We start from the raw sequence: 23,716 nt of genomic DNA on the forward strand, positions 1-23,716 counted from the left end.
GAAAAAGTATAACCGGATCAAGCCATCTGCGGCTGGATCTCGTTGCGGGCGGGCTTGACGATCAGCGTCAACACCACCGCCACCACCAGTGCGATGGCCATAAACATGTAGGAAGCCGCCGGGCTGCCGGTGGCGCCGTTCAGGTAACCGACGAACCAGGAACCGAAGAACGAACCCAGCGCGCCCATGCTGTTGATCAGCGCCATGGCGCCGCCGGCGACGTTTTTCGGCAGCATTTCCGGAATGATGGCGAAGAACGGCCCGTAGGGGGCGTACATCGCGGCGCCGGCGACCACCAGCAGGCCGTAAGAGATCCAGAAATGGTTGGTGCCGACGGCGTAAGAGCCGAAGAACGCCAGCGCGCCGATCAGCAGCAGCGGCCAGACAAACAGCTTGCGGTTTTGCATTTTGTCCGACGCCCAGGAGACCACGATCATGGCGATGGTCGCCGCCAGGTAAGGCACCGCCGACAGCCAGCCGGCTTCCACCATGCCCATCTGCATGCCGCTGCGCAGGATGGAAGGCAGCCACAGCACGAAGCCGTATACGCCGATGCTCCAGGCGAAGTACTGCACGCACAGCAGGATCACGTTGCGCGAACGGAAGGCTTCGCCGTAGTTGCGCACGGCCTTGATGCCTTTCTGTTCTTCGTCCAGCTGCTGTTGCAGCGCCTGTTTCTCATCGGCGCTCAACCAGCCGGCCTGCGCCGGTTTGTCTTTCGCCAGCACCCACCAGCAGAACGCCCAGATGACCGCCGGAATGCCCTCGATGATGAACATTTCGCGCCAGCCGAAGGCGTGGATCAGGTAACCGGACACCACCGACATCCACAGCACCGTCACCGGGTTGCCGAGGATCAGGAAGGTATTGGCGCGTGAACGCTCCGATTTGGTGAACCAGTTGCTGATGTAAATCAGCATTGCCGGCATCACCGCCGCTTCCACCACGCCGAGGATAAAGCGGATGGCGGCCAGCATCGGAATATTGCTCACCACGCCGGTCAGCGAGGCGCAGCCGCCCCACAGGATCAGGCACCAGAAGATCAGTTTTTTGACGCTGCGGCGCTCGGCGTAGATGGCGCCGGGAATTTGGAAGAAGAAATAACCGAGGAAAAACAGCGCACCCAGCAGCGAGGCCATGCCCTTGGTGATGCCGAGATCGTCATTGATGCCGGCGGCAGAGGCGAAGCTGAAGTTGGCGCGATCGAGATAGGCCAGGCTGTAGGTGATAAACACGATGGGCATGATGTACCACCAGCGTTTGGCCGCGACAGTCGCTTTGTTCATGTTCAGTATCCTTCAGTGGTGTTGCATCCCCTTCGCCCGGCGCCCTGGGCGTGAAAGACGAAGGGGCAGATGCTCTCCCGACGCGTCCTGGTTGTAGGGCCAGAGGCTGACGTCATGCGGAGAAGTCGTTTTTTTTATTGTTATTCGGCCAGCGCCGCGCGGGTTGGCAGGCCTTCGCTGTCGCCGATGGCCTGGATCGCCAGCGAGCCGATTTTGTTGCCGCGTTGCACCGCCTGTACCAGCGTTTTGCCTTCCAGCAGGGCGCTGAGGGTGCCGACGGCAAAGCCGTCACCCGCCCCTACGGTATCCACCACGTTGTCGACCTTGACCGCGGCCACCGTCGCTTTATCGCCGGCGGCGGTTTTAAACCAGGCGCCGTCCGGGCCGGTTTTGATGATCACCGCCTGCACGCCGCGCTCCAGATAGAAATCGGCGATGCCTTCCGGCGTCGACTGGCCGGTGAGGATCTGTCCCTCTTTCAACCCCGGCAGCACCCAGTCGGCGGCGAACGCCAGCTGGTTCAGCTGCTCGATCATCACCTCGCGACTGGGCCACAGCACCGGGCGCAGATTGGGATCGAACGAAATGGTTTTGCCCATGGCGCGCATCTCGCGCGCCGCATGGTGGCACAGCGCCAGCGATTCGCCGGACAGCGCCGCCGCCACGCCGCTCAGGTGCAGGTGGCGCGCGGAACCGAAATACTCGCGGTTGAAATCGGCGACTGACAGGCGGCTGGCCGCCGAGCCTTTACGGAAATATTCCACGCTGGGATCGGTACCATCGGTAGTCTTGGATTTCACCTGAAAACCGGTCGGATAGTGGCCGTCGACCGTCACCTGCCGGTAGTTGATGCCTTCTTTTTTCAGCTGCTGCAGGGTGAAGCGGCCAAACGAGTCGTTGCCGACGCGGCTGACCCAGCCGACGTTCATGCCCAGACGGGCCAGGCCGATCGCCACGTTCAGTTCGGCGCCGGCGATGCGTTTGGTGAAGGTTTCCACCTCCGCCAAATCGCCGGTCTGCGCCGCCACGAACATCGCCATGGCTTCACCCAGCGTGACCACATCCAGGGGCGCCTGCTGCGCCGTCGTTGCCGTTAACGTTGTCATCATGGGGTTACTCCGCACGCAAAATATTGACGTAATGGCGGGTGACGGCTTCCAGGTCATCACCCTGCAACGGGAATTCGATGCCGCGCGGCGCATCGTGCGGCAGGCGGGCCAGCAGATCGCGCCAGCTGCCGTCGGTATCGTCCAGCGCAATGGCGCGCCAGCCGCGCGGGCCTTGCGTCGCGGCCTTGACGTGCACGTAACCGACGTGGCGGGCCAGGCGCTCGGCGGCGGCGAAGGCGTCTTGCCCCACCCACAGCCAGTTGGCCATATCGAAGGTCATGCTGACCGGCAGGTGGCTATCTTCCGCTGCATGGAAAAAGGCGTTCAGCATCGACAAAATGCCGCAGTCCGGCGTTTGGTCGTTCTCGACCACCAGTTTGACCGGATGTTGCTCCAGCGCCACTTTCAGCTCGGTAAAATCGAAGCCGGGGCGGAAATGGCCGAGGGAGAGCTTCAGCTGGCGCGCGTTCAGCGCCTGCGCTTCCGCCAGCAGCGCCGGCAGGTTGGGATTCAGCGTATGTTGCGGAGTGAACAGCGCCTCAGGGGCGGAATAGACGGCGAACAGCTGCTGGCGTTCTATCTCCTGGGCCAGCGCAGGCAGGCTGTCCAGTTCGCCGGCGGCGAACAGTTCGCGGCGGATCTCCACCCCGTCGGCGCCCGCGCCGGCGATGATGGGCAACAGCGCGCGCTGGCCGCCCTGTTGTTTGACGGTATCGGCGCCGTAGGCGCCGGTGACCACGATGATTTCTGTTTTCATTTTGACTCCTGAGGCGGCATTGTCGCCGCCGCTGCTGTTACCGGTACGTTAAATGGAACCGGTTCCAGTAGAAAGCGACAGAGTGTAAAAATATGATCGCAATCACGAAGCTGAGCAAAAAACAGCCGATGAAGGCGGGGCGGTTAAGGCCCCGGAGAAGGCGGGTTAGCGGGTGGTGGAGCCGCGGACGATCAGCTCGCCGGAGAACATCTGCTCGCCGCTGGGGGCGGCCAGACCCTGAATACGCTGCACCAGCCGCTCCAGCGCCGCGTGCCCCATTTGGTAGGTGGGTTGTTTCAGCGTGGTGATGCCGACGCCCGCCAGTTCCGCCCACTCCAGCTCGTCGAAGCCCAGCAGGCCGATGTCGTTGCCCCACTGGATGCCGAGCCGGCGCATGGCGCGCGCCACCTGCAGCGTCAGGGCGCCGTTGGCGGAGATCACCGCCTTGCGCATGCCGCGATGACGGCCGCTGAAATCGCTCAGCACCTGTTCCAGTTTTTGCCGATCGTTGAGCGGCGTTTCGGCCTGCTCCGCCAGCAGTGCAGGGTGCTGCGCCATGGTATGCCTGAAGGCGTGCAGGCGTTCCAGGCGGGTATTGACCGTACCGAGCGGTTCGCTGAGGAACAGGATCGCTTCGAAGCCTTGTTGCAGCAGGTGCTCGGTGGCGACGGTGGCGGCTTCACGGTTGTTCAGGCCCACTACGTCGCAGGCGAAGTCGGGGATTTTGCGGTCGATCAGCACCATCGGCAGCATCGACTGTTGCAGCGTGGATAACGCTTCCTCGCGCATGCCGACCGCGTTGACCACGATGCCTTCCACCCGGTAACTGCTGAGCAGCTGCAGGTAGTGCTGTTCCTGATTGACTTCGTTGTTGGTGTTGCACACCAGCAGGGTAAAGCCGTGTTGGCGGCAGGCGGCCTCGATGCCGCGCATCACGTCCACCGAATAGGGGTTGGTGATATCGGCGAGGATCAGGCCGATCAGGCGCGTTTGGCCGCCCTTCAGGCTGCGCGCCATCTGGCTTGGGCGGTAGTCGAGCTGCTGGATCGCCTGTTCGATGCGCTGTTTGAGATCGTCGGAAAGCAGGTGCTGTTCACCATTCAGATAGCGTGACACGCTGGTCTTGCCGGTTTTGGCGATGCTCGCTACATCGCTGATGGTGGCGCGTCCTGAGGCGCGCGTTGCCTTGACAGTGCTCACAGCCGATCCCTCCTGCGGTTAATTGCCAAGGAGACTACCATACCCGGCGTGCGGGCGGGAATGTTGAAGGATAAGGAGAAAATCCCAGGGAAGCGGCGGGGCGCCGGTGGCGCCCCGCGCGGGATTATTGCAGCGGGCTGAGGGTGATCTCGACGCGGCGGTTTTGCGCCTTGCCTTCCGCGGTGCTGTTGGACGCGATCGGGTTGTCCGGGCCGGCACCGGCGGTGCGGATACGGTTCGCCGCCACGCCCTGGGTGATCAGCGCGCTGGCTACGCCATCGGCGCGCTGCTGCGACAGGTTCATGTTGAGCGAACGGGAACCGGTGCTGTCGGTGTAGCCGATGACGTTGACTGCGGTTTTCGGATACTCTTTCAGCACCATGGCGACGCCGGTCAGGGTGTTGGCGCCCGCCGGTTTCAGCGTGGCGCTGCTGCTGTCGAAGGTCACGTTGTTCGGCATGTTCAGCACGATGTTGTCGCCCTGGCGGGTGACGCTGACGCCGGTACCTTTCATCTTGTCGCGCAGTTTGGCTTCCTGCACGTCCATGTAATAGCCAGCGCCGCCGCCGAGCGCCGCACCGGCCGCCGCGCCGATCAGCGCGCCCTTGCCGCGATCTTTCTTGGAAGAGGACAGTACGCCGACGCCGGCGCCCAGTGCGGCCCCGAGGCCCGCGCCGATGCCGGACTTGCCGACTTCGGATTCGCCGGTGTAAGGGTTGGTGGTACAGGCCGACAGCGTGAGCGCGACGCTCACTGCGCCGGCAATAATTGCAATGCGTTTTTTCATGTTCTTGTCCTTAATGGCATCAATATCTGTACGCGCCGGCCCAACACGGGGGCGCAAAAAAGTAGGCGACGCAGGTGGGGCCCGCATCACCGCGCTACTATGACGCGTTGGCTCGCCGGCAGTTCCGGAGAAAAACGTGACAAATGATGAGCGCGGGTAAGTGCTGGGGGAGTTATGCGACAAAACGCCGGGCGGCGCCATGCAGCGGATTCCTAATTGCGCGCCGCCAGGGCGCGAATGCGCCTTTTTTAACCGTAACCGGTTGAATTCTCGATTGCCGGCCAGTTCATGATCAGCGTATAGGCCTGGGTTTCGTCGTTAAACAGGCGCTGCGTTACCTGAAAACCGTGCTTGTGGTAAAACGCGCAGGCGCGCAGGTTTTGCTGATAAACCTCCAGGCTGAGCCGGCGGTAGCGCTGCTGCACGTGCGTCATCAGCGCCCGGGCTACGCCGCGGCCGTGATATGCCCGATCGACAAACAGCGCGCCGATGAACTGTTCGTCCAGCACGCTGATAAAGCCGACGATCTCGTTTTCATGCCAGCAGGCCCAGCTCTGCGCGCGCGGCAGGTAATTTTCCCGCACCAGTGCGGCGCTTTCACGCCAGTATTTTTCCGCCACGAACGGATGGGCGGCGATGGTGCTGGGCAGCCACAGCGCCATCAGCCGGTCGATATCCGCCGGGCCACAGGGGCGGATCACCGTGGCTTTGGGTAGCACATGCACCCCGTGAGATGATCGTTCACCAGCCCGCTGGCCTGCATGAAGGCGTAACAGATGGTGGAGCCGATAAACTTGAAGCCGCGCTTTTTCAACGCCTTGGACATGGCGTCGGACTGCTCGGTTTTGGCCGGAACCTGGTTCAGCGCCTGCCAGCGGTTGAGCTGCGGCCTGCCGCCGACGAAGTCCCATATGAAGGTGACGAAATTCTCGCCGGCCGCCTCCATCGCCAGATAGGCTTTGGCGTTGGTGATGATGGCTTCTATCTTGCCGCGGTGACGGATGATGCCGCTGTCTTGCAGCAGCCTTTCCACGTCTTGTTCGGTCATGGCGGCGACCCGCTGCGGATCGAAATCATGGAAGGCGCGGCGGTAGTTCTCGCGCTTTTTCAGCACGGTGATCCAGGAAAGACCGGCCTGTTGTCCCTCCAGACACAGCATTTCAAACAGCTCGCGCGCGTCGGTGGTGGGCGTGCCCCATTCCTTGTCGTGATACTCGAGATACAACGGATCGGCCGTCACCCAACCGCAACGTTCGTCTGCCATCCTGAATGTCCTTATGCTGTATTTATGAACAGTAATCATCGCTCGAAGCGGCGAACTTGGCAAGCCTCTGATTGTTTTGTCCGCAGCCCCGCTTGACGTGACGAAAAAGCCGACAATAGTTACTACATGGCCGGTGGAAAACCGGCCAACGATAAAAACGACATTGCCTTCATTTGCAGGCTCTCAGGAGTCGATTCATGCCTCTAAAAATAACATGCATGCCCCGCCCGGCGGCGCTTGCAGTGGCGTTACTTTGCAGTGTGACCCTTCCGGTTCAGGCGTATGACCAACTCTACGTCTTTGGCGACAGCCTGAGCGATACCGGCAACAACGGCCGGTTCACCTATGACGGCAGTCAGCACCTGCTGTACGACGAAGCGTTGGCGCAACGCATCGGCGCGGCGCTGGTGGCCTCGGACAACGGCGGTGAAAACTACGCCGCCGGCGGCGCCGTGGCGGTGCCGGGCCTGAACCCGGTCGACAACACCCAGGATCAGGTGCAGCGCTACCTGAATCGGGTTAACGGCCAGGCCGATGGCGACGGTTTGTATATTCACTGGATCGGCGGTAACGATTTGGCGGCGGCGGCGTTGAACGCCGCTACCGCGCCCGGCGTGGCCTATAACAGCGCCGCGGCCGCCGCCGCGCAGGTGCATTCGCTGCTGAACGCCGGCGCCGGCACGGTGATCGTGCCGACGGTGCCGAACATCGGCTCCACGCCGCAGCTGATGGAGCTAATCATTCAGCAGGCGCTGCCGCCGGTACAGGGGGCGGCGATTCAGGCGGCCTATGCCACGCTCAATTCGGTGGCTACCCCGGACAACGCTTCGCGCACGCAGGCGATCCACGCGGCGTTGGCCGCCGCGGCGAAGCAGGGCAGCGCGATCCCTCAGGTGCAGCAGGCGATCGCCGCCCAGCTTGTGGCGGCGTATGACAGCCTGAGCGCGCAGGCCGCTCAGCTGACCGATTTCTATAATCAAAGCGAAGACCGTTTGCTGGCGCAGGGGGGCGGCAATATCGTGCGGGTGGACGTGAACAAGCTGTTCGCCGAAGCGATCGCCAATCCGGCGCAGTTCGGCTTCGCCAATCCGGCGCAGTTCGGCTTCGCCAACACGGCCGGCATGGCTTGTCCGGCGGGCGTTTCCTCGGCGGTTTGCCGTTCCGACATGCCCGGCTTCGACGCCGGCCAGTCCTATCTGTTCTCCGACCATTTCCACCCCAGCCCGCAGGCGCACCTGCTGATTGCGGATTATATCCAGGCGGTGTTGGATGGCCCGGCGCAGGTGGTGGCGCTGAATCAGGCGACGGCGGCGATGGCGCGTGACAGCCGCGCCACGCTCGACAGCCGTTTCCAGCAGCTGCGCAACGGCGACAATCCGCAGGGCTCGCTGGGCGTGTTCGGCGGCTACGCAGGCCAGCACTATGACTATGCCGATAACCGGGCGGCGGGAGATGGCAACGCCACCACCCACAACCTGACCGTCGGCGTGGACTATCAGCTGACCGACAGCTGGTTGATCGGTGCGTTGATCGCCGGTTCCAACGACGATCAGCATCCTTCCAGCCGCTATGACTACAAGGCGCGTGGGGTGCTGCTGTCGGCCTTCAGTTCGCTGGCCATATTCGAGCAGGGGTGGGTCAATGCCGATCTGCACTATGCGACGATGGATTATGACGACATCCGTCGCAGCATGCGGTTGGGGCCGCTGACGCGCACCGAAACCGGTTCGACCTCCGGCAAGCAGTGGGGCGCGCGCGTGACCGCCGGCTATGACTTCCCTATCGCTGCTTACCTCACCACCGGGCCGGTGGCGCAGTTCGCCTGGGATTACAGTCATGTGTCCGGCTACAGTGAAGACGGTGATGACAGCACCGCCATGCGCTTCAACGATCAAACCTATCATTCGCAGATCGGCGCGTTGGGCTGGCGGTTGGATACGCAATTCGGCGTGTTTAACCCCTATGCGGAAGTGAGTTATCAGCATCAGTTCGGCGATGACGTCTACCGCGCCGGCGGCGGCCTGAAATCGACGCAAACCTCATTTACTCGCGACGGTGCGGGTCAGGACAAAAACTGGGTGGATGTCACGCTGGGGGCCAACATGCCGTTGACGGACAGAGTGTCGGCCTTCGCCACCGTCTCGCAAACCGGCGGCCTGAGCAGCGGCGAGCAGTTTATGTATAACGTCGGCGTCAGCGCGCGCTTCTGAGAACTCTCGGGAGAGGATGGAGCCTGTGACGGCGAGATGGCGAGGCGATGTGGGCGGATGAGACTGTACTTTAGTACAACTATCATTTATCGCTGAAAGTTCTTATCGTTATTGCATAACGATAAAATACAGCGCTACAAAAAAAAACTGATCCTATAAAGGATCAGGTAGCCACTTGGCCAACACCAGGGAAAATTTTGGTTATTATTGTATATCCAAATCTTCACTGTCAATGGCTTTTTCCCTTCATCATCGGATGCGGGGCGTTTTCGCCTGCCTGTCTGGCCCCCTCTCATCTTCAACGCGACAGAACGCTTTTGTCAGATGCATGTCATGATGCCGAGTTGTTATGATTTTGTTTTCTTTGTGTTTCTTTGCCGGATAATGCCCTCTGCCGCCCCTTCTTCAGCGACGCGCTTATTTCTCGATTAAATTAATTTCCCCTCCGAAATTATTTTAATTGACTCTTTAAAACGCCTGTTGATTATTAACGCTTCCTATTATGCCTGTCGGTTTAATTTACTTGGCGGCGCAACCGGGTTATACTCTTCTCAGTTTTATAGTGATGTTATTTCTTGAAGAGGATTGGTGAGTGTCTAACTTTTTTTTCAATAATGAAACCATTAATGCCTCTATAAAAGAAGAGTTGGAACGCGGGCTGAGCAAATACAATAATATAAAATATGCCTATGCTATAATGAATAAAAGAAATCCGACTAGCTTTTCAATCATTTCCAATAGAACGGAGTGGTTCGAGTTTTATATCAAAAACAACTATCAGTTTATTGATCCCGTTTTGATTACCGCATCGCATAGAATTACCCCGTTTACCTGGGATAAAGATTTGGAAATTGGTGCAGGATTAAAATTGCCAAAGATTTTTGATATGGCCAAGAACTACAATATTATTAATGGGTATACTTTCGTCTTGCACGATCATCATCATAATCTGGTGGTGTTATCCATTATGTTGGATAAGCATTGTGATGCGGATGTTGAACAGCAGATTGACAATAATAAGGCCGAAATTCAAATGCTGCTGATTACCATGCACGGCAAAATGACGGCGCTCTACCAGGAAATGAGCACGCCTGCTGACTTTGAAAAAATGAACCAGCGAGAGTTTTTCTCCAAGCGTGAAAATGAGATCATCTACTGGGCGAGCTTAGGTAAATCCTATCAAGAAATTGCCCTTATCCTGGGAATAAAACTCACCACCGTAAAATATCACATCGGCAACGCCGTCAAAAAGCTTGGCGTCACCAATGCCAAACATGCCATCAGGTTAGGTGTGGAGCTGCAGCTCATCCGGCCGCTTCTCGCTGACTCGGAAGGATAATGGCCAGGAATCCAACGAGTTATCCCACTTTGTGGCGTGTTGGTTGATGCGCGCCAGCAATCTGTTCCGGTTGGCATCGTCTATCGGCAGATAGATCAGATAAATATTTTTATTCTTTTCGGAGCATCCGGTTTTTACCACCGAGATATGCCAGCCCGAGCGTTGGAAAATAATGCGCATCGGGTGACTGATAATGGCGTATATGCCTTCGTAGCCGCAGCTTCTTGCATAGTTTATCATCGACAGGAAAAGCATGGTGCTAATTGGCGCTTGATGGAGTTGAAGTGCTTGAATGCGCGCCTTGTCTATAAATAATCTGCTGGCTTCAACGTAATTCCCTTCGGGGAGTTTTATATCGTTAAAGTAATTGTCGAATACGCCATCGCTGATCATGTTTGGGTATTTCGTTTCGATAAATCGCAAGCTGCAAATGACGTGATCTTGGTAGGTGCCGAAAATATAGGTGGCGTGACGGTTGTCGTATTCGTCAAACTCCATGTTATTTTCGCAATTAACGAGCCAGTCTAAACGGTCTTTAAACGTTTTTTTTCTTAAAGAGAATAGTTCTTTCGATCTGTTATCTGGCAGCAAATTATAGTCTACGTCAAAGAGCTCTATCATTTTCAATCTTTTTCCTAAGCGACTTAAATGGCTTTTTAGCTGCGGCTGTTATTTGTTCTTGTTATACTACCAGAGTCACTATGGCAAGTAAATTTCAGTCGATGCCGCGTTGGTGAGAATAAAGTAAATATATAACACTGAGTTATGTTTTTTTTCATTCCATTCACTTATTTGAATATTGTTCAACACGCCTGTTGTTTGTCGAAGAAGCCTCAAGCTGCCGGTAGTGGAAGCATGCGGGGGATGAATCGGCGTTTCTTTAAAGCCAGCCGATACCCGAGCCTGCGAAAGCGGTACGGTACCTCGCCTTCTGCGGCGCCGATGTCGCCGACGGTTTTCTTGGCCGACGGGTGAAAATCCAGCGCTTCTTGCCCCGATTCGCACTTGTTGCCGGATTCTGGCTGTATATCTTACGGTCAAAGGGTATACTGGCGCATTCCATATAAATCCACTTGTATCGCGTGCGAATTCAACATGCAAAAGTTTGATACCAAGACCTTCCAGGGCCTGATCCTGACACTGCAGGATTATTGGGCGCGCCAGGGCTGCACCATCGTTCAACCATTGGACATGGAAGTCGGCGCGGGAACCTCACACCCGATGACGTGCCTGCGCGCACTGGGGCCGGAGCCGATGGCCGCCGCTTATGTGCAGCCATCCCGTCGCCCGACCGACGGCCGCTACGGCGAAAACCCGAACCGTCTGCAGCACTACTATCAGTTCCAGGTGGTGATTAAGCCATCGCCGGACAACATTCAGGAACTCTACCTGGGCTCGCTGAAAGAGCTGGGTCTGGATCCGACTATCCACGACATCCGCTTCGTGGAAGACAACTGGGAAAACCCGACGCTCGGCGCCTGGGGCCTGGGTTGGGAAGTGTGGCTGAACGGCATGGAAGTGACGCAGTTCACCTACTTCCAGCAGGTCGGCGGCCTGGAGTGCAAGCCGGTGACCGGCGAGATCACCTATGGCCTGGAGCGTCTGGCGATGTACATCCAGGGCGTGGACAGCGTGTACGATCTGGTGTGGAGCAACGGCCCGCTGGGCGTCACCACCTACGGCGACGTGTTCCATCAGAACGAAGTGGAGCAGTCTACCTACAACTTCGAATACGCCGACGTCGACTTCCTGTTCTCCTGCTTCGAGCAGTACGAGAAAGAAGCCCAATCGCTGCTGGCGCTGGAAAAACCGCTGCCGCTGCCGGCCTACGAACGCATCCTGAAGGCGGGCCATACCTTCAACCTGCTGGACGCGCGCAAGGCGATTTCGGTGACCGAGCGTCAACGCTACATTCTGCGCATCCGCACGCTGACCAAAGCCGTTGCCGAAGCCTACTACGCTTCCCGCGAAGCGCTGGGCTTCCCGATGTGCAACAAGAAGAACGAGAACTAAGAGGCAGCCATGACTCAACAGACTTTCCTGGTGGAAATCGGCACGGAAGAGCTGCCGCCGAAGGCTCTTCGTTCCCTGGCGGAATCTTTCGCCGCCAACTTCACCGCCGAGCTGGACAACGCCGGCCTGGAACACGGTGACGTGAGCTGGTTCGCCGCACCGCGCCGCCTGGCGCTGAAAGTGGCCAACCTGAGCGCGGCGCAGGCCGATCGCGAAATTGAAAAACGCGGCCCGGCGATCGCTCAGGCGTTCGACGCCGAAGGCAAACCGAGCAAAGCGGCCGAAGGCTGGGCGCGCGGCTGCGGCATCACCGTCGATCAGGCGGAGCGCCTGGTGACCGACAAGGGCGAGTGGTTGATGTACCGCGCCCATGTCAAAGGCCAGTCGGCGCAACAACTGCTGGCCGGCATGGTCAGCACCGCGCTCGGCAAGCTGCCGATCCCGAAACTGATGCGCTGGGGCGATTCCGACGTGCAGTTCGTGCGTCCGGTGCACACCGTCACGATGCTGCTGGGCGCCGATCTGATCCCGGGCACCGTGCTGGGCATCGAATCCGCGCGCACCGTGCGCGGCCACCGCTTCATGGGCGAAGCCGAGTTCACCCTCGACAATGCCGACCAATACCCGCAGATCCTGCTGGAGCGCGGCAAAGTGGTCGCTGACTACGAAGCGCGCAAAGCCCTTATCAAACGCGACGCCGAACTGGCGGCGCAGAAGATCGGCGGCAAGGCCGATCTGAGCGACAGCCTGCTGGAAGAAGTGGCCTCGCTGGTGGAATGGCCGGTGGTGCTGACCGCCAAATTCGAAGAGAAATTCCTGGCGGTGCCGGCGGAAGCGCTGGTGTACACCATGAAGGGCGACCAGAAGTATTTCCCGGTGTACGACGCCGCAGGCAAACTGCTGCCTAACTTTATCTTCGTGGCCAACATCGAGTCGAAAGACCCGCAGCAGATCATCTCCGGCAACGAGAAGGTGGTGCGTCCGCGTTTGGCCGACGCCGAGTTCTTCTTCAACACCGACCGCAAAAAACGTCTGGAAGACAACCTGCCGCGCCTGGAAACCGTGCTGTTCCAACAGCAGCTGGGCACCCTGCGCGACAAAACCGATCGCATCCAGGCGCTGGCGGGCTGGGTTGCCGGCCAGATTGGCGCCGACGTCAACCACGCCACCCGCGCTGGCCTGTTGTCGAAGTGCGACCTGATGACCAACATGGTGTTCGAATTCACCGACACCCAGGGTGTGATGGGCATGCACTATGCGCGCCACGACGGTGAGGCGGAAGACGTCGCCGTTGCGCTGAACGAGCAGTATCAGCCGCGCTACGCCGGTGATGCGCTGCCGCAGTCGCTGGTGGCCTGCTCGCTGGCGATCGCCGACAAGATGGACACCCTGGCCGGCATCTTCGGCATCGGGCAGCATCCGAAGGGCGATAAAGACCCGTTCGCGCTGCGCCGCGCCGCGCTGGGCGTGTTGCGCATCATCGTCGAGAAAAACCTGCCGCTGGATCTGCAGACTCTGACCGAAGAGGCCGTGCGCCTGTACGGCAGCAAGTTGACCAATGCCAATGTGGTCGACGACGTGGTGGAATTCATGCTGGGTCGTTTCCGTGCCTGGTATCAGGAAGAAGGCCACGCGGTCGATACCATTCAGGCGGTGCTGGCGCGCCGTCCGACCAAACCGGCCGACTTCGACGCGCGCGTCAAGGCGGTATCCCATTTCCGTACGCTGGACGAGGCGGCGGCATTGGCTGCGGCCAACAAACGCGTCTCCAACATTCTGGCCAAGTCTACCGAAACGCTGAACGACAGCGTGCGCGCCTCGGTGCTGAAGGATGCGGCGGAGATCCAGCTGGCGACTCACCTGGTGGTGCTGCGCGACAAGCTGCAGCCGTATTTCGCGGCGGGCAACTACCAAGAAGCGCTGGTGGAACTGGCCGCGCTGCGTGAGCCGGTGGATGCGTTCTTCGACAACGTGATGGTGATGGCGGACGATGCGGAAGTGCGCGTTAACCGTCTGACGCTGCTGAGCAAACTGCGTGAGCTGTTCCTGCAGGTGGCGGATATCTCCGTGCTGCAGTAAGCGGTTCTTTGCTGTGAAAAGGCGCCTGCGGGCGCCTTTTTTATTTCCGTTTCCTGGGGGCGAAGGCAAGGTCGCCTGGCGACTTGGGGGGCGACTTGGGGGGCGACTTGGGGGGCGACTTGGGGGGCGACTTGGGGAAATTGAAGCGTCCGGTCGCTGACGGCAATGAACCTCAGTGCGTTTTGCGCACGATGTTCAACCGCCTCCGGCCGAGCCAATGTTCACCGCAAGCGGAATCGCGTATCGGAACGCCGCCAGTTGATCTATTCTTATAGGCGCACGGAGTGCGCAAAAAGGGGCGGAGTCCAATGAAAAAGCAGGTTTATAACAGGAGTTATGTCACATGGCGGTAGGGATCCAGAGCAGAGGTTTCGCGCGTTGGTTGGCACCGGTATTGGCATTGTTGGTGGTCATGCAATTGACCGCCTGCGGCGATAAAGAGCCGGAACAGCGCAAAGCATTTATCGATTACTTACAGAATACCGTGATGCGCAGCGGGGCGAACATCCCCACGCTGAGCGAAGACCAGAAACAGAAGTTCGGCAACTATGCCGGTGATTACGCGATATTGGTCGGCTTTTCGCAGCAGTTGTCCAAGTCGGTCGGCGCCAGCCTGACGCCGGCGCTGGATCAGATTAACCAGATCCGCACCGCGCAGGACTACCTGAACAAACGCGACGCGCTGCAGCAATCGGTCGGGGCGTTGAACCTGTTGGGCCAGCAGATCCAGTCGGCCAAATCGCAGGCGGATACTGCCCACGCGGCGCTGAAGCAGCCTGACGATCTGAAGGCGGTGTACAACCAGGCCTATGACAAGATCGTCACCGCCCCGGCCAACGCCTTGATGCCGGCGATCCCGACTACCGCCAGCTTTGTGCAGGATCTGGTGCAGGTCGGCGACTTCCTGCAGAGCCAGGGCAATCAGGTCAGCTTCAACAACAACGGCGTGCAGTTCCGCACTGCGCAGCAGGTGGCGCAATACAACACCATGATGTCGAATCTGGTGGCTAAGCAGCAGAACCTGATGAATGCGCAGAAAACCATTCAAAGCGTGACGCAATAATAACGCGTCCAGGCGCGAAACAGGCCGGCATTGCCGGCCTGTTTTATTTCCCCTCAGCGTTTCCAATCGCTTGCTGGCTTATTGCACAGGCTTCTGTACTACACTTCAATTAATCCATTCATTAGGCAATGTAGTTTTCTTTCATTCATCACTTTGCTAGTTCCCGGCGGGATGAGTGCTCACAGGGATGATCAAACAGAGCGTTGCGATCGGCGCTGCCGCTAAAAATAAATTGTGACTAATGTCACAATTCAAAAACAAAACGCCAATTTAAAAATGTGATCATAGTCACCTTATTGGGGGTTTTGTGGCGACTTTTTTCTCACTGTGCTTTTTTTACACGTCATAAGTGTGATCTAAATCACTATAAATGAGGGTTTGTTGGGGTGCTGTGTGTGATTTGTATCACAAAAAATCCGTGAAGTTCGCGTGACAAAAACAGCGTGATAGAGTCCGTTTCGCATACAGCGGCAACAAGGCTGGATCGTCACAACAATAATCACGCGCTCTATTGTCAGCGCGTAACAATAGGGGTGTGTTTTATGTTTTCACCAGACATCAAGGTTAAAGTGCAAAACTTTGGCCGCTTCCTGAGCAACATGGTGATGCCCAACATCGGCGCCTTTATCGCCTGGGGGATTATCACCGCGCTATTCATTCCAACCGGCTGGCTGCCGAATGAGACCTTGGCCAAGCTGGTCGGCCCGATGATCACCTACCTGCTGCCGCTGCTGATCGGCTACACCGGCGGGCGGCTGGTGGGCGGCGATCGCGGCGGCGTGGTCGGCGCCATCACCACCATGGGCGTCATCGTCGGCGCCGACATGCCGATGTTCCTCGGCGCGATGATCGCCGGCCCGCTGGGCGGTTGGGCCATCAAGCATTTCGATCGCTGGGTGGACGGCAAGATCAAAAGCGGCTTTGAAATGCTGGTGAACAATTTCTCCGCCGGCATCATCGGCATGCTGCTGGCGATCCTGGCCTTCCTGGGCATCGGGCCGCTGGTGGAGGTGCTCTCCAAACTGTTGGCCGCGGGCGTGCACGTGATGGTGACGAACAACCTGCTGCCACTGGCCTCCATCTTCGTTGAACCGGCGAAAATCCTGTTCCTGAACAACGCCATCAACCACGGCATCTTCTCGCCGCTGGGTATTCAGCAGGCCACGGAAGCCGGCAAATCGGTGTTCTTCCTGATAGAAGCCAACCCAGGCCCGGGCATGGGCGTGCTGATGGCCTACATGTTCTTCGGCCGCGGCAGCGCCAAGCAATCCGCCGGCGGTGCGGCGATCATTCACTTCCTGGGCGGCATCCACGAAATCTACTTCCCCTACGTGCTGATGAACCCACGCTTGCTGCTGGCGGTGATCCTGGGCGGCATGACCGGCGTATTCACCCTGACGATGCTGAACGGCGGCCTGGTTTCTCCGGCTTCCCCGGGTTCGATTTTGGCGGTGCTGGCGATGACGCCGAAAGGCGCTTACTTCGCCAACATTGCGGCGGTATGCGCAGCCTTCGCCGTCTCCTTCGTGGTATCCGCTTTCCTGCTGAAAACCTCCAAGGTGAAAGAGGATGACGATCTGGAAGCCGCGACCCGTCGCATGCAAGAGATGAAATCGCAGTCCAAAGGCGGCGCGGCGGCGCCGGCATCGGTCGACGGCGATCTGAGCACCGTCCGCAAAATCATCGTCGCCTGCGATGCGGGCATGGGTTCCAGCGCCATGGGCGCCGGGGTGCTGCGCAAGAAAGTGGCCGACGCTGGGCTGAAGAACATCTCGGTGACCAACAGCGCCATCAACAGCCTGCCGGACGACGTGGATCTGGTGATCACCCACCGCGATCTGACCGAGCGCGCGATGCGCCATGCACCGCAGGCCCAGCACATCTCGCTGACCAACTTCCTCGACAGCAAGCTGTACAGCGATCTGGTCGAGCGTTTGGTGGCGGTCAACAAAACCACCGACAACCAGCAGAAGGTGCTGGGCGCGCTGGACGACAGCTTTGAAGCCGGGGAACCGAACCTGTTCAAGCTGAGCGAGAGCAACGTGTTCCTCAATCTGCAGGCCAGCGACAAAGAGCAGGCGATCCGCTTCGCCGGCGAGCAGCTGGTGAAGGGCGGCTACGTCGAGGCGGAATACGTGCCGGCGATGCTGGAGCGCGAAAAGCTCACCTCCACTTACCTGGGCGAGTCGATCGCCGTGCCGCACGGCACCATCGAGGCCAAAGACCGGGTGCTGCGCACCGGCGTGGTGTTCTGTCAGTACCCGCAGGGCGTGCGCTTCGGCGATGAAGAGGATGAAGTGGCCCGTCTGGTGATCGGCATCGCCGCGCGCAACAACGAGCATATTCAGGTGATCACCAGCCTGACCAACGCGCTGGATGACGAGAGCGTGATCGAGCGGCTGGCGAATACCACCAGCGTTCAGGAAGTGCTGGACCTGCTCGGCGGCAAAAAAGCCGGATAACGGAATCATTTTAAAGGGTGCAGCTTGCTGCACCCTTCGACATTAAGAAGGTAGAGTTATGAAAGCATTACATTTTGGCGCAGGGAATATCGGCCGTGGTTTTATCGGCAAGCTGCTGGCGGACGCGGGGATTGAGGTGACCTTCGCCGACGTCAATCAAACGGTGCTGGATCTGCTGAACAGCCGAAAAAGCTACTCGGTGCACGTGGTGGGCGAGCAAGAGCGCGTGGAGCGCGTCAACAACGTCAGCGCCGTCAACAGCGGCAGCGAGGCCGCGGCGGCGCTGATCGCCGAGGCGGATCTGGTGACCACCGCCGTTGGCCCGCAAATTCTCGCCAAAATCGCCGGCACGATCGCCAAAGGGCTGGTGCTGCGCCATCAGCAGGGCAATGTGCAGCCGCTGAACATCATCGCCTGCGAGAACATGGTGCGCGGCACCAGCCAGCTGAAGCAGCACGTGTTCGCCGCGCTGCCGCAGGACGAGCAGGCATGGGTTGAACAGCACGTCGGCTTCGTCGATTCGGCGGTCGACCGCATTGTGCCGCCGGCGGACAGCAGCGATCCGCTGGAAGTGACGGTGGAAACCTTCAGCGAATGGATCGTCGATCAGACGCAGTTTAAAGGCCAGCCTCCGGCGATCGCCGGCATGGAACTGACCGACAACCTGATGGCGTTCGTCGAGCGCAAGCTGTTCACCCTTAACACCGGCCACGCCATCACCGCCTACCTCGGCCAACGGGCCGGGCTGCAAACCATTCGCGACGCCATTCTCGAGCCGGCGATCCGCCGCGTGGTGAAAGGGGCGATGGAAGAGAGCGGCGCGGTGCTGATCAAGCGTTACGGCTTCGACGCCGACAAGCATGCCGCCTACATCAACAAAATCCTCGGCCGCTTTGAAAATCCGTATCTGCACGACGACGTCGAGCGCGTAGGGCGCCAGCCGCTGCGCAAACTGAGCGCCGGCGATCGCCTGATCAAACCGCTGCTGGGCACGCTGGAATACGGCCTGCCGCATGCCAACCTGATCCAGGGCATCGCCGCCGCCATGAGCTACCGCAGCGAACAGGATCCGCAGGCGCAGGAACTGGCGGAACTGCTGAACACGCTCGGGCCGAAAGCCGCGCTGGCGCAAATTTCCGGCCTGCCGGCGGAAAGCGAGGTTGTAGAAGAGGCCGTTGCTGTGTATAACGCCATGCACAAGTAGAATCGTGATGATGAACACCCGAGCGCAGCTTGCTGCGCTCCTGCAACCCGAGTTCGGCATCGACGGCCCTCCCCACGCCTTTCGAAAAGCGACGATGGAAGAAGCACAGGCATTTGAAAACCAGGTTCTGGAAAAGCTGAACGCGGGCAAAACGGTGCGCAGCTTCCTGATCGCGGCGGTAGAGCTGCTGGCGGAAGCGCTCAACGTGCTGGTGGTGCAGGTATTCCGCAAGGACGACTATGCGGTGAAATACGCCGTCGAACCACTATTGTCCGGCAGCGGCCCGCTGGGGGAGCTGTCGGTACGCCTGAAGCTGATGTACGGGCTGGGGGTGATCTCCCGCCACGAATATGAAGACGCCGAGCTGCTGATGGCGATGCGCGAAGAGCTGAACCACGACGGTTCGGAATACCGCTTCGTTGACGACGAAATCCTCGGGCCGTTCGGCGAGCTGCACTGCGTGGCCGCGCTGCCGCCGGTGCCGACCTTCCTGCAGCCGGGTGAGGCGGATGAAGCGCTGATCGCCATGCAGCGCCAGCGCTATCAGCAGATGGTGCGCTCCACCATGGTGCTGTCCATTACCGACCTGATCGCCGGCATCGGCGCCAAACAACCTTCCCGACTCTCTCCTCTCGGCCGCGGCTAAGCGAAGGCCGCGCGCCATTCGTCGAACAGCAACCACAGCGCGGTGGCGGCCATCAGCCCGGACATCACGCCGTTGAAGGCGCGCAGCTTCCAGGTGACCCGCAGCGCGTTGCGCAAGCGGTCGCCCAGCACCGCCCACAGCAGCACGCACGGCAAGTTCAGCAGCGCGAAACCGGCGATGATAGACAGCGTATGGACAAAGGTGGCGCCTTCGCGCGGGGTGAACAGGATCGCCACGTTGATCACCATCAGCCAGGCCTTGGGGTTGACCGCCTGAAACAGCGCGCCGCTGAGCAGGCTCATCGGCTGCGCCTGCTCTTTGGCGTCCGGCGAGGCCGCCTGAAACAGCTTCCATGACAGCCACAGCAGATAGGCGCAGCCGATCACCGCCAGCGGCAGGCGGATGACGCCGGCCCAGCTCAGCGCCAGCGCCAGCAGCGGGATAATGATCGCCAGCTGCACCGCACAACCGACGCAGATGCCGAACAGCATCGGCAGGGTGCGGCGCAGGCCGAAGTTAACGCCCGACGAGGCCAGCAGCAGGTTGTTGGGGCCGGGGGTGATCGACATGACGGTGACGTAGCTGACAAAGGCGGAGTCCAGCATGGCAGGTTCCTTGAACGTGAAAATGACTGTAATAACGAGAGGATCAGCATAATCGCTGCGATGGGATGGTGACAGAATCACAAATCGGATATTGTCATGGTTACAGTTGTATGAAATGTAAACTGTACCCATTGCCTGGAGAGAAACTGTGACCCTGCTCGATGAAACCCCGGATACCCGTTACCTGCAGCTGGCGGATACGCTGGCCGAAGCCATTCGCCGCGGCACGCTGCAGCCCGGCGATCGCTTGCCTTCGGTGCGGCGCTGTGCGCAAACCCATCGCGTCAGCATCAATACCGTGGTGTCGGCTTACCGCACGCTGGAGGATCGCGGGCTGATCGAAGCGCGGCCGCAGTCGGGGTTTTATGTCCGCAGCACGCTGCCGGCGCTGAAGATGGCCTCGGCGCCCAGCGGCCGCATCGAGCCGCCGGCGGACGACGTGCTGGCGTTGATCGATACGGTGTTCGCCGCCCAGCAGAACCCGGCCTTCACCAACATTGCGCTGGCCTGCCCGCAGACCAGCGATTTCTATCCCGGCGGCAAACTGGGGCGCATGCTGTCTTCCCAACTGCGCCGCCAGCCGGGTCTGATCGGACAATATCCGTTGCCGCCCGGCAGCCTGCGGCTGCGTCAGCAGATCGCCCGCCGCTCAATGACGCTCGGCATGCTGTTGGAGCCGGGCGACGTGGTGTTGACCCACGGCTGCATGGAGGCGCTGCAGCTGGCGCTGCGCGTCACCACCAAACCGGGCGACTGCGTCGGGCTGGAGTCACCGACCTACTTTTATCTGCTGCCGCTGCTGGCCAGCCTGGGGCTGAAAGCGCTGGAAATCCCTACCGATCCCCAGCTGGGGCTGTCGCTGGACGCGCTGGAGCTGCTGCTGAACGAGAAGCGGCTGAATGCGGTGATCGCCATGCCGACGGTGCAAAACCCGCTGGGTTGCACCATGCCGCTGGCCGCGAAAAAGCGGCTGGCGCGGCTGATGAACGATCATCAGGTGCCGTTGATTGAAGACGGGCTGTATGCCGAGATCCAGTTCGGCGGCGCGCTGTCGCCGGCGGTGAAGGCGTTCGATCGCGACGGCTGGGTGCTGTTTTGCTCCAGCTTTACCAAAACGCTGGCGCCGGATTTTCGCGTCGGCTGGATCTGCGGCGGCCGTTTTCACGAGGCGTTGCGCAAGCTGAAGGCGGTGTCGTCGATGTCCGAGTCGCAGCTGCTGTCGGAAACGCTGGCGACCTTCCTGGAGAGCGGCGGCTACGATCACCATTTGCGCAACCTGCGCAAGCGCTATGCGGCGCAGGTCGACGAGGCGAGGGCGCTGATCGCCCGGCATTTCCCGCGCGGCACGCTGGCGACGCAGCCGGCGGGCGGCTTCGTGTTCTGGGTCGAATTCCCTCCCGGCGTGGACAGCGTGGCGCTGTTCCATCAGCTGCTGGAGGAGCAGATCTGTTTGACGCCGGGCACCCTGTATTCCCCGAGCGGGCGCTACCGCAACGCGCTGCGGCTCTCCTGCTGCTACCCGTTCAACGCGCGCTACACCCAGGCGCTGGCTCGGCTCGGCGCCAGGGCCTGCGAGATGAGCGGCCTGCCGCCCGGCATTGCGCAGGACGGGTAACGGCGCGCGCCTTTTGCTACAATGCCGGTATCATTGATTAGCGTGCCATTTTGGGCACAACGGGCCAGAGACCATGAAAGAGAAAGAAAAGGCAGAGATTAAGCGCCTGAGCGACCTGCTGGACGCCTTGAACCACAAAGACGCCACCGTGATTCAACAGGGCAATCCTGAGTTGATCGCGCAGCACACCAAAGAAAAAGAGAAGCTGGCGACGGAGATCGAGCGCCTGAAAAACGTGCGCGGCGAGAAGCTGAGCGCCGAAGCGCAGAAGCTGAGCCAGCTGCCGTTCAGCCGCGAGATCACCAAGAAAGAGCAGGCCGATATGGGCGCGCTGAAGAAAAGCGCGCGCGGGCTGATCGTCGTGCACCCGATGACCGCGCTGGGCCGCGAGATGGGCCTGAAAGCGGTCACCGGCTACGCCAAGAAAGCGTTCTGAATCCCCGGGCGTCAGACCTTGGTGGTGAAATACGCCTTGGTCTGATAGGGCACGGTGACCGTGTCCTTGCCCCGCAGTTCCTCTTCTTCCGCCACCAGTTGGCGCAACCGATCGATAACCTGCTCCTGTTGCACCTGCGGCAGCGCGGCGATAAAGCTGGTTGAACGCACGCGGTTGTAGATCACGTCCTCCACCGCGCCGCGGTGGCCCAGCATAAACACCTGCTCCTGCAGCGGTTCAAAGCCTTTGAACGGGAAGAACTTGCGCCATTCGCCGGTATAGAAACGCGGCGCATCGCCTTCGTGGCTATCGACGATCTGATTCAGTTTACGCACCCAGCCGACGCGCGCATCGCGCATGTTCCACACCAGGCCGAGTTTGCCGCCGGGCTTGAGAATGCGCTGGATTTCCGCCAGCGCCTGCGGCGTGGCGAACCAATGGAAGGACTGGGCGCACACCACGGCATCCACCGACTCGTCCGGTAGCGGGATCGCGTCGGCGGTGCCCGCCAGCGTTTTCACCTGCGGCAGCGCCGCCGACAGTTTTTCCAGCATTTGCGGCACCGGTTCGACGGCGATCACCTGCGCGCCGGTTTCCAGCAGGCGCGGGGTGAACTTGCCGGTGCCGGCGCCGAGATCGATGACCGTCATGCCGGCGTGCAGGCCGATGACGTCACGCAGCCAGGCGGCGATTTCCGGCGGGTAATCCGGCCGGCCTTTCACATAGCGATCGGCATTGGCCTGATAGCCCTCGGCGGCGGCGTGATGAATCGAATGGGTCGGGGTGGTCATAACCTGGCTCCTGGCTGAAAAAACGTGCGGCTACAGTATAGGCGGAAGAAAAGGGTTAACGCGGCATTCGGCGCACGTTTTTCATTTTTCCGCCCGCGCTTTCAATGGCCGAGCAGGCGGCGGTTGAAATCCTCAAGGCGCCCTTCGGCGAGCCGCGTGAGCATGGTCTTGCTCCAGCTGGCGGAGAGGCCGGCCACCGCCAACAGGCGGCGATACTGTTCCGCATCGAACGGCATGTGCCAGGCGATGGCGATGGCTTCGGCCACCGACACATCGCTGTTGCGCGCCGCCAGCGCCAGCGGACGATCGCCGCTGACCGCGCCCGGCGACACCACCCGATACAGCCAGCCGCAGCGGCCGCTTTGCTGCATCAGCACCGAAATGTCCTCGATGGCGAAGTGATAATTAAGCTTGAAGCACGGCGAGCGCGGCTGGGTGACCTGGATCAGCGCCTCGCCCCAGCGGAAGATGTCGCCCATAAACACATTGTGTTCGGTCAGCCCTTCAGTGGAGATATTCTCGCCGAAGGCCGGGGCGCAAAATTGCTCGGCCTGCGCCGGAAACTGCTCGCGCCAGTGGGCATAATGCTCGCGCGGGTAGTGGCACAGCGCGCGGTCCGGCCCGCCGTGGTAGCTTTTTTCGGCCTGTTCGTCGCCTTCCAGGCCGAGCGGCGTGAGCCGGATGGCGCCATCCACCTGGCGTTTGGCGATGGCGCTGGGGCGCCCGCCTTCATAGGGTTGGATGCTGCCGATGTAAACGTCTGGGTGATGCATGTGCGCCTCCGTGTCTCGCGTCGAGGGCTCAGCATAGCCTGAGTTGTGCCGGGGAGACATAACAACCCGCCCGAAAA

General features: G+C 60.1%; 21 protein-coding genes. 10 read left to right on the plus strand and 11 right to left on the minus strand.

Annotation, left to right across the window (positions count from 1 at the left end):
• Window positions 1-17 precede the first annotated feature (17 nt).
• The 7 genes from ACSBQV_RS19415 to ACSBQV_RS19445 form a co-directional block, all read right to left on the minus strand.
• On the minus strand, window positions 18-1,286 hold the full coding sequence (locus ACSBQV_RS19415) for an MFS transporter (protein WP_099785141.1): 1,269 nt from the start codon (window positions 1,284-1,286) through the stop codon (window positions 18-20).
• A 140-nt stretch (window positions 1,287-1,426) separates the two neighbouring features.
• A complete protein-coding gene (locus ACSBQV_RS19420; protein WP_099785185.1) occupies window positions 1,427-2,392 on the minus strand; it encodes a sugar kinase in 966 nt (321 codons plus the stop codon).
• Window positions 2,393-2,399: 7 nt separating this feature from the next.
• Window positions 2,400-3,152 carry a sugar phosphate isomerase/epimerase family protein gene (locus ACSBQV_RS19425; RefSeq protein WP_033652313.1) on the minus strand — a complete coding sequence of 251 codons (753 nt, stop codon included), beginning with the start codon at window positions 3,150-3,152 and terminating at the stop codon, window positions 2,400-2,402.
• A gap of 165 nt (window positions 3,153-3,317) precedes the next feature.
• Window positions 3,318-4,352, minus strand: coding sequence for a LacI family DNA-binding transcriptional regulator (locus tag ACSBQV_RS19430; RefSeq protein ID WP_004933951.1), 1,035 nt, complete (start codon window positions 4,350-4,352; stop codon window positions 3,318-3,320).
• A 124-nt stretch (window positions 4,353-4,476) separates the two neighbouring features.
• Window positions 4,477-5,139: an OmpA family lipoprotein gene (locus ACSBQV_RS19435; RefSeq protein ID WP_033645129.1), complete on the minus strand. Its 663-nt coding sequence runs from the start codon at window positions 5,137-5,139 to the stop codon at window positions 4,477-4,479.
• 248 nt (window positions 5,140-5,387) lie between these two features.
• On the minus strand, window positions 5,388-5,840 hold the full coding sequence (locus tag ACSBQV_RS19440; RefSeq protein WP_033645128.1) for an N-acetyltransferase: 453 nt from the start codon (window positions 5,838-5,840) through the stop codon (window positions 5,388-5,390).
• Window positions 5,837-6,403 carry a DNA-3-methyladenine glycosylase I gene (locus ACSBQV_RS19445; protein WP_042783395.1) on the minus strand — a complete coding sequence of 189 codons (567 nt, stop codon included), beginning with the start codon at window positions 6,401-6,403 and terminating at the stop codon, window positions 5,837-5,839. The genes ACSBQV_RS19440 and ACSBQV_RS19445 overlap by 4 nt, the downstream gene beginning before the upstream one ends.
• A gap of 197 nt (window positions 6,404-6,600) precedes the next feature.
• Here ACSBQV_RS19445 and ACSBQV_RS19450 point away from each other — a divergent pair, with 197 nt between their 5' ends.
• Both ACSBQV_RS19450 and ACSBQV_RS19455 read left to right on the plus strand, forming a co-directional pair.
• Window positions 6,601-8,613, plus strand: a complete 2,013-nt coding sequence (locus ACSBQV_RS19450) for an autotransporter outer membrane beta-barrel domain-containing protein (protein WP_434991478.1) — start codon at window positions 6,601-6,603, stop codon at window positions 8,611-8,613.
• A 592-nt stretch (window positions 8,614-9,205) separates the two neighbouring features.
• Window positions 9,206-9,952 (plus strand): helix-turn-helix transcriptional regulator, encoded by a 747-nt coding sequence (locus ACSBQV_RS19455; RefSeq protein WP_033645125.1) that lies wholly within the window; start codon window positions 9,206-9,208, stop codon window positions 9,950-9,952.
• Here the strand turns inward: ACSBQV_RS19455 and ACSBQV_RS19460 are convergent.
• Window positions 9,899-10,573 carry an acyl-homoserine-lactone synthase gene (locus ACSBQV_RS19460; protein ID WP_099785134.1) on the minus strand — a complete coding sequence of 225 codons (675 nt, stop codon included), beginning with the start codon at window positions 10,571-10,573 and terminating at the stop codon, window positions 9,899-9,901. The genes ACSBQV_RS19455 and ACSBQV_RS19460 overlap by 54 nt on opposite strands.
• A gap of 474 nt (window positions 10,574-11,047) precedes the next feature.
• Between ACSBQV_RS19460 and glyQ the strand changes: the two genes are divergently transcribed.
• The 6 genes from glyQ to ACSBQV_RS19490 all read left to right on the plus strand — a co-directional run bounded on the left by glyQ (window position 11,048) and on the right by ACSBQV_RS19490 (window position 19,419).
• Window positions 11,048-11,965, plus strand: a complete 918-nt coding sequence (glyQ, locus tag ACSBQV_RS19465) for a glycine--tRNA ligase subunit alpha (protein WP_004933966.1) — start codon at window positions 11,048-11,050, stop codon at window positions 11,963-11,965.
• 9 nt (window positions 11,966-11,974) lie between these two features.
• Entirely contained in the window at window positions 11,975-14,044 is a 2,070-nt protein-coding gene (gene glyS, locus ACSBQV_RS19470; protein WP_099785132.1) for a glycine--tRNA ligase subunit beta, read from the plus strand.
• Between the two features lie 343 nt (window positions 14,045-14,387).
• Window positions 14,388-15,107 carry a DUF3053 domain-containing protein gene (locus ACSBQV_RS19475; protein ID WP_025304780.1) on the plus strand — a complete coding sequence of 240 codons (720 nt, stop codon included), beginning with the start codon at window positions 14,388-14,390 and terminating at the stop codon, window positions 15,105-15,107.
• A 542-nt stretch (window positions 15,108-15,649) separates the two neighbouring features.
• The gene (locus ACSBQV_RS19480; protein WP_042783401.1) at window positions 15,650-17,569 is read left to right on the plus strand and encodes a PTS mannitol transporter subunit IICBA; all 1,920 of its coding nucleotides are present in this window, start codon (window positions 15,650-15,652) and stop codon (window positions 17,567-17,569) included.
• A gap of 58 nt (window positions 17,570-17,627) precedes the next feature.
• Window positions 17,628-18,773, plus strand: coding sequence for a mannitol-1-phosphate 5-dehydrogenase (locus ACSBQV_RS19485; protein ID WP_099782492.1), 1,146 nt, complete (start codon window positions 17,628-17,630; stop codon window positions 18,771-18,773).
• 94 nt (window positions 18,774-18,867) lie between these two features.
• Complete coding sequence (locus ACSBQV_RS19490; protein ID WP_016929575.1) at window positions 18,868-19,419, plus strand: MltR family transcriptional regulator; 552 nt, start codon at window positions 18,868-18,870, stop codon at window positions 19,417-19,419.
• Here ACSBQV_RS19490 and ACSBQV_RS19495 read toward each other — a convergent pair.
• Window positions 19,416-20,024: a LysE family translocator gene (locus tag ACSBQV_RS19495; RefSeq protein WP_033652305.1), complete on the minus strand. Its 609-nt coding sequence runs from the start codon at window positions 20,022-20,024 to the stop codon at window positions 19,416-19,418. The genes ACSBQV_RS19490 and ACSBQV_RS19495 overlap by 4 nt on opposite strands.
• A gap of 148 nt (window positions 20,025-20,172) precedes the next feature.
• Here ACSBQV_RS19495 and ACSBQV_RS19500 point away from each other — a divergent pair, with 148 nt between their 5' ends.
• Window positions 20,173-21,639 (plus strand): PLP-dependent aminotransferase family protein, encoded by a 1,467-nt coding sequence (locus ACSBQV_RS19500; protein ID WP_033652304.1) that lies wholly within the window; start codon window positions 20,173-20,175, stop codon window positions 21,637-21,639.
• A 73-nt stretch (window positions 21,640-21,712) separates the two neighbouring features.
• On the plus strand, window positions 21,713-22,075 hold the full coding sequence (locus ACSBQV_RS19505; RefSeq protein WP_021504152.1) for a YibL family ribosome-associated protein: 363 nt from the start codon (window positions 21,713-21,715) through the stop codon (window positions 22,073-22,075).
• Between the two features lie 11 nt (window positions 22,076-22,086).
• On the opposite strand, the gene ACSBQV_RS19510 is transcribed toward ACSBQV_RS19505, so the two are convergent.
• Window positions 22,087-22,866: a class I SAM-dependent methyltransferase gene (locus ACSBQV_RS19510; protein WP_099782491.1), complete on the minus strand. Its 780-nt coding sequence runs from the start codon at window positions 22,864-22,866 to the stop codon at window positions 22,087-22,089.
• A gap of 101 nt (window positions 22,867-22,967) precedes the next feature.
• Window positions 22,968-23,639, minus strand: coding sequence for a 6-hydroxyaminopurine reductase (gene yiiM / locus ACSBQV_RS19515; RefSeq protein ID WP_033645117.1), 672 nt, complete (start codon window positions 23,637-23,639; stop codon window positions 22,968-22,970).
• Window positions 23,640-23,716: the final 77 nt, after the last annotated feature.

The sequence above is a fragment of the Serratia sp. B501 genome (assembly GCF_051172315.1).
GTDB lineage: Bacteria > Pseudomonadota > Gammaproteobacteria > Enterobacterales > Enterobacteriaceae > Serratia > Serratia ureilytica.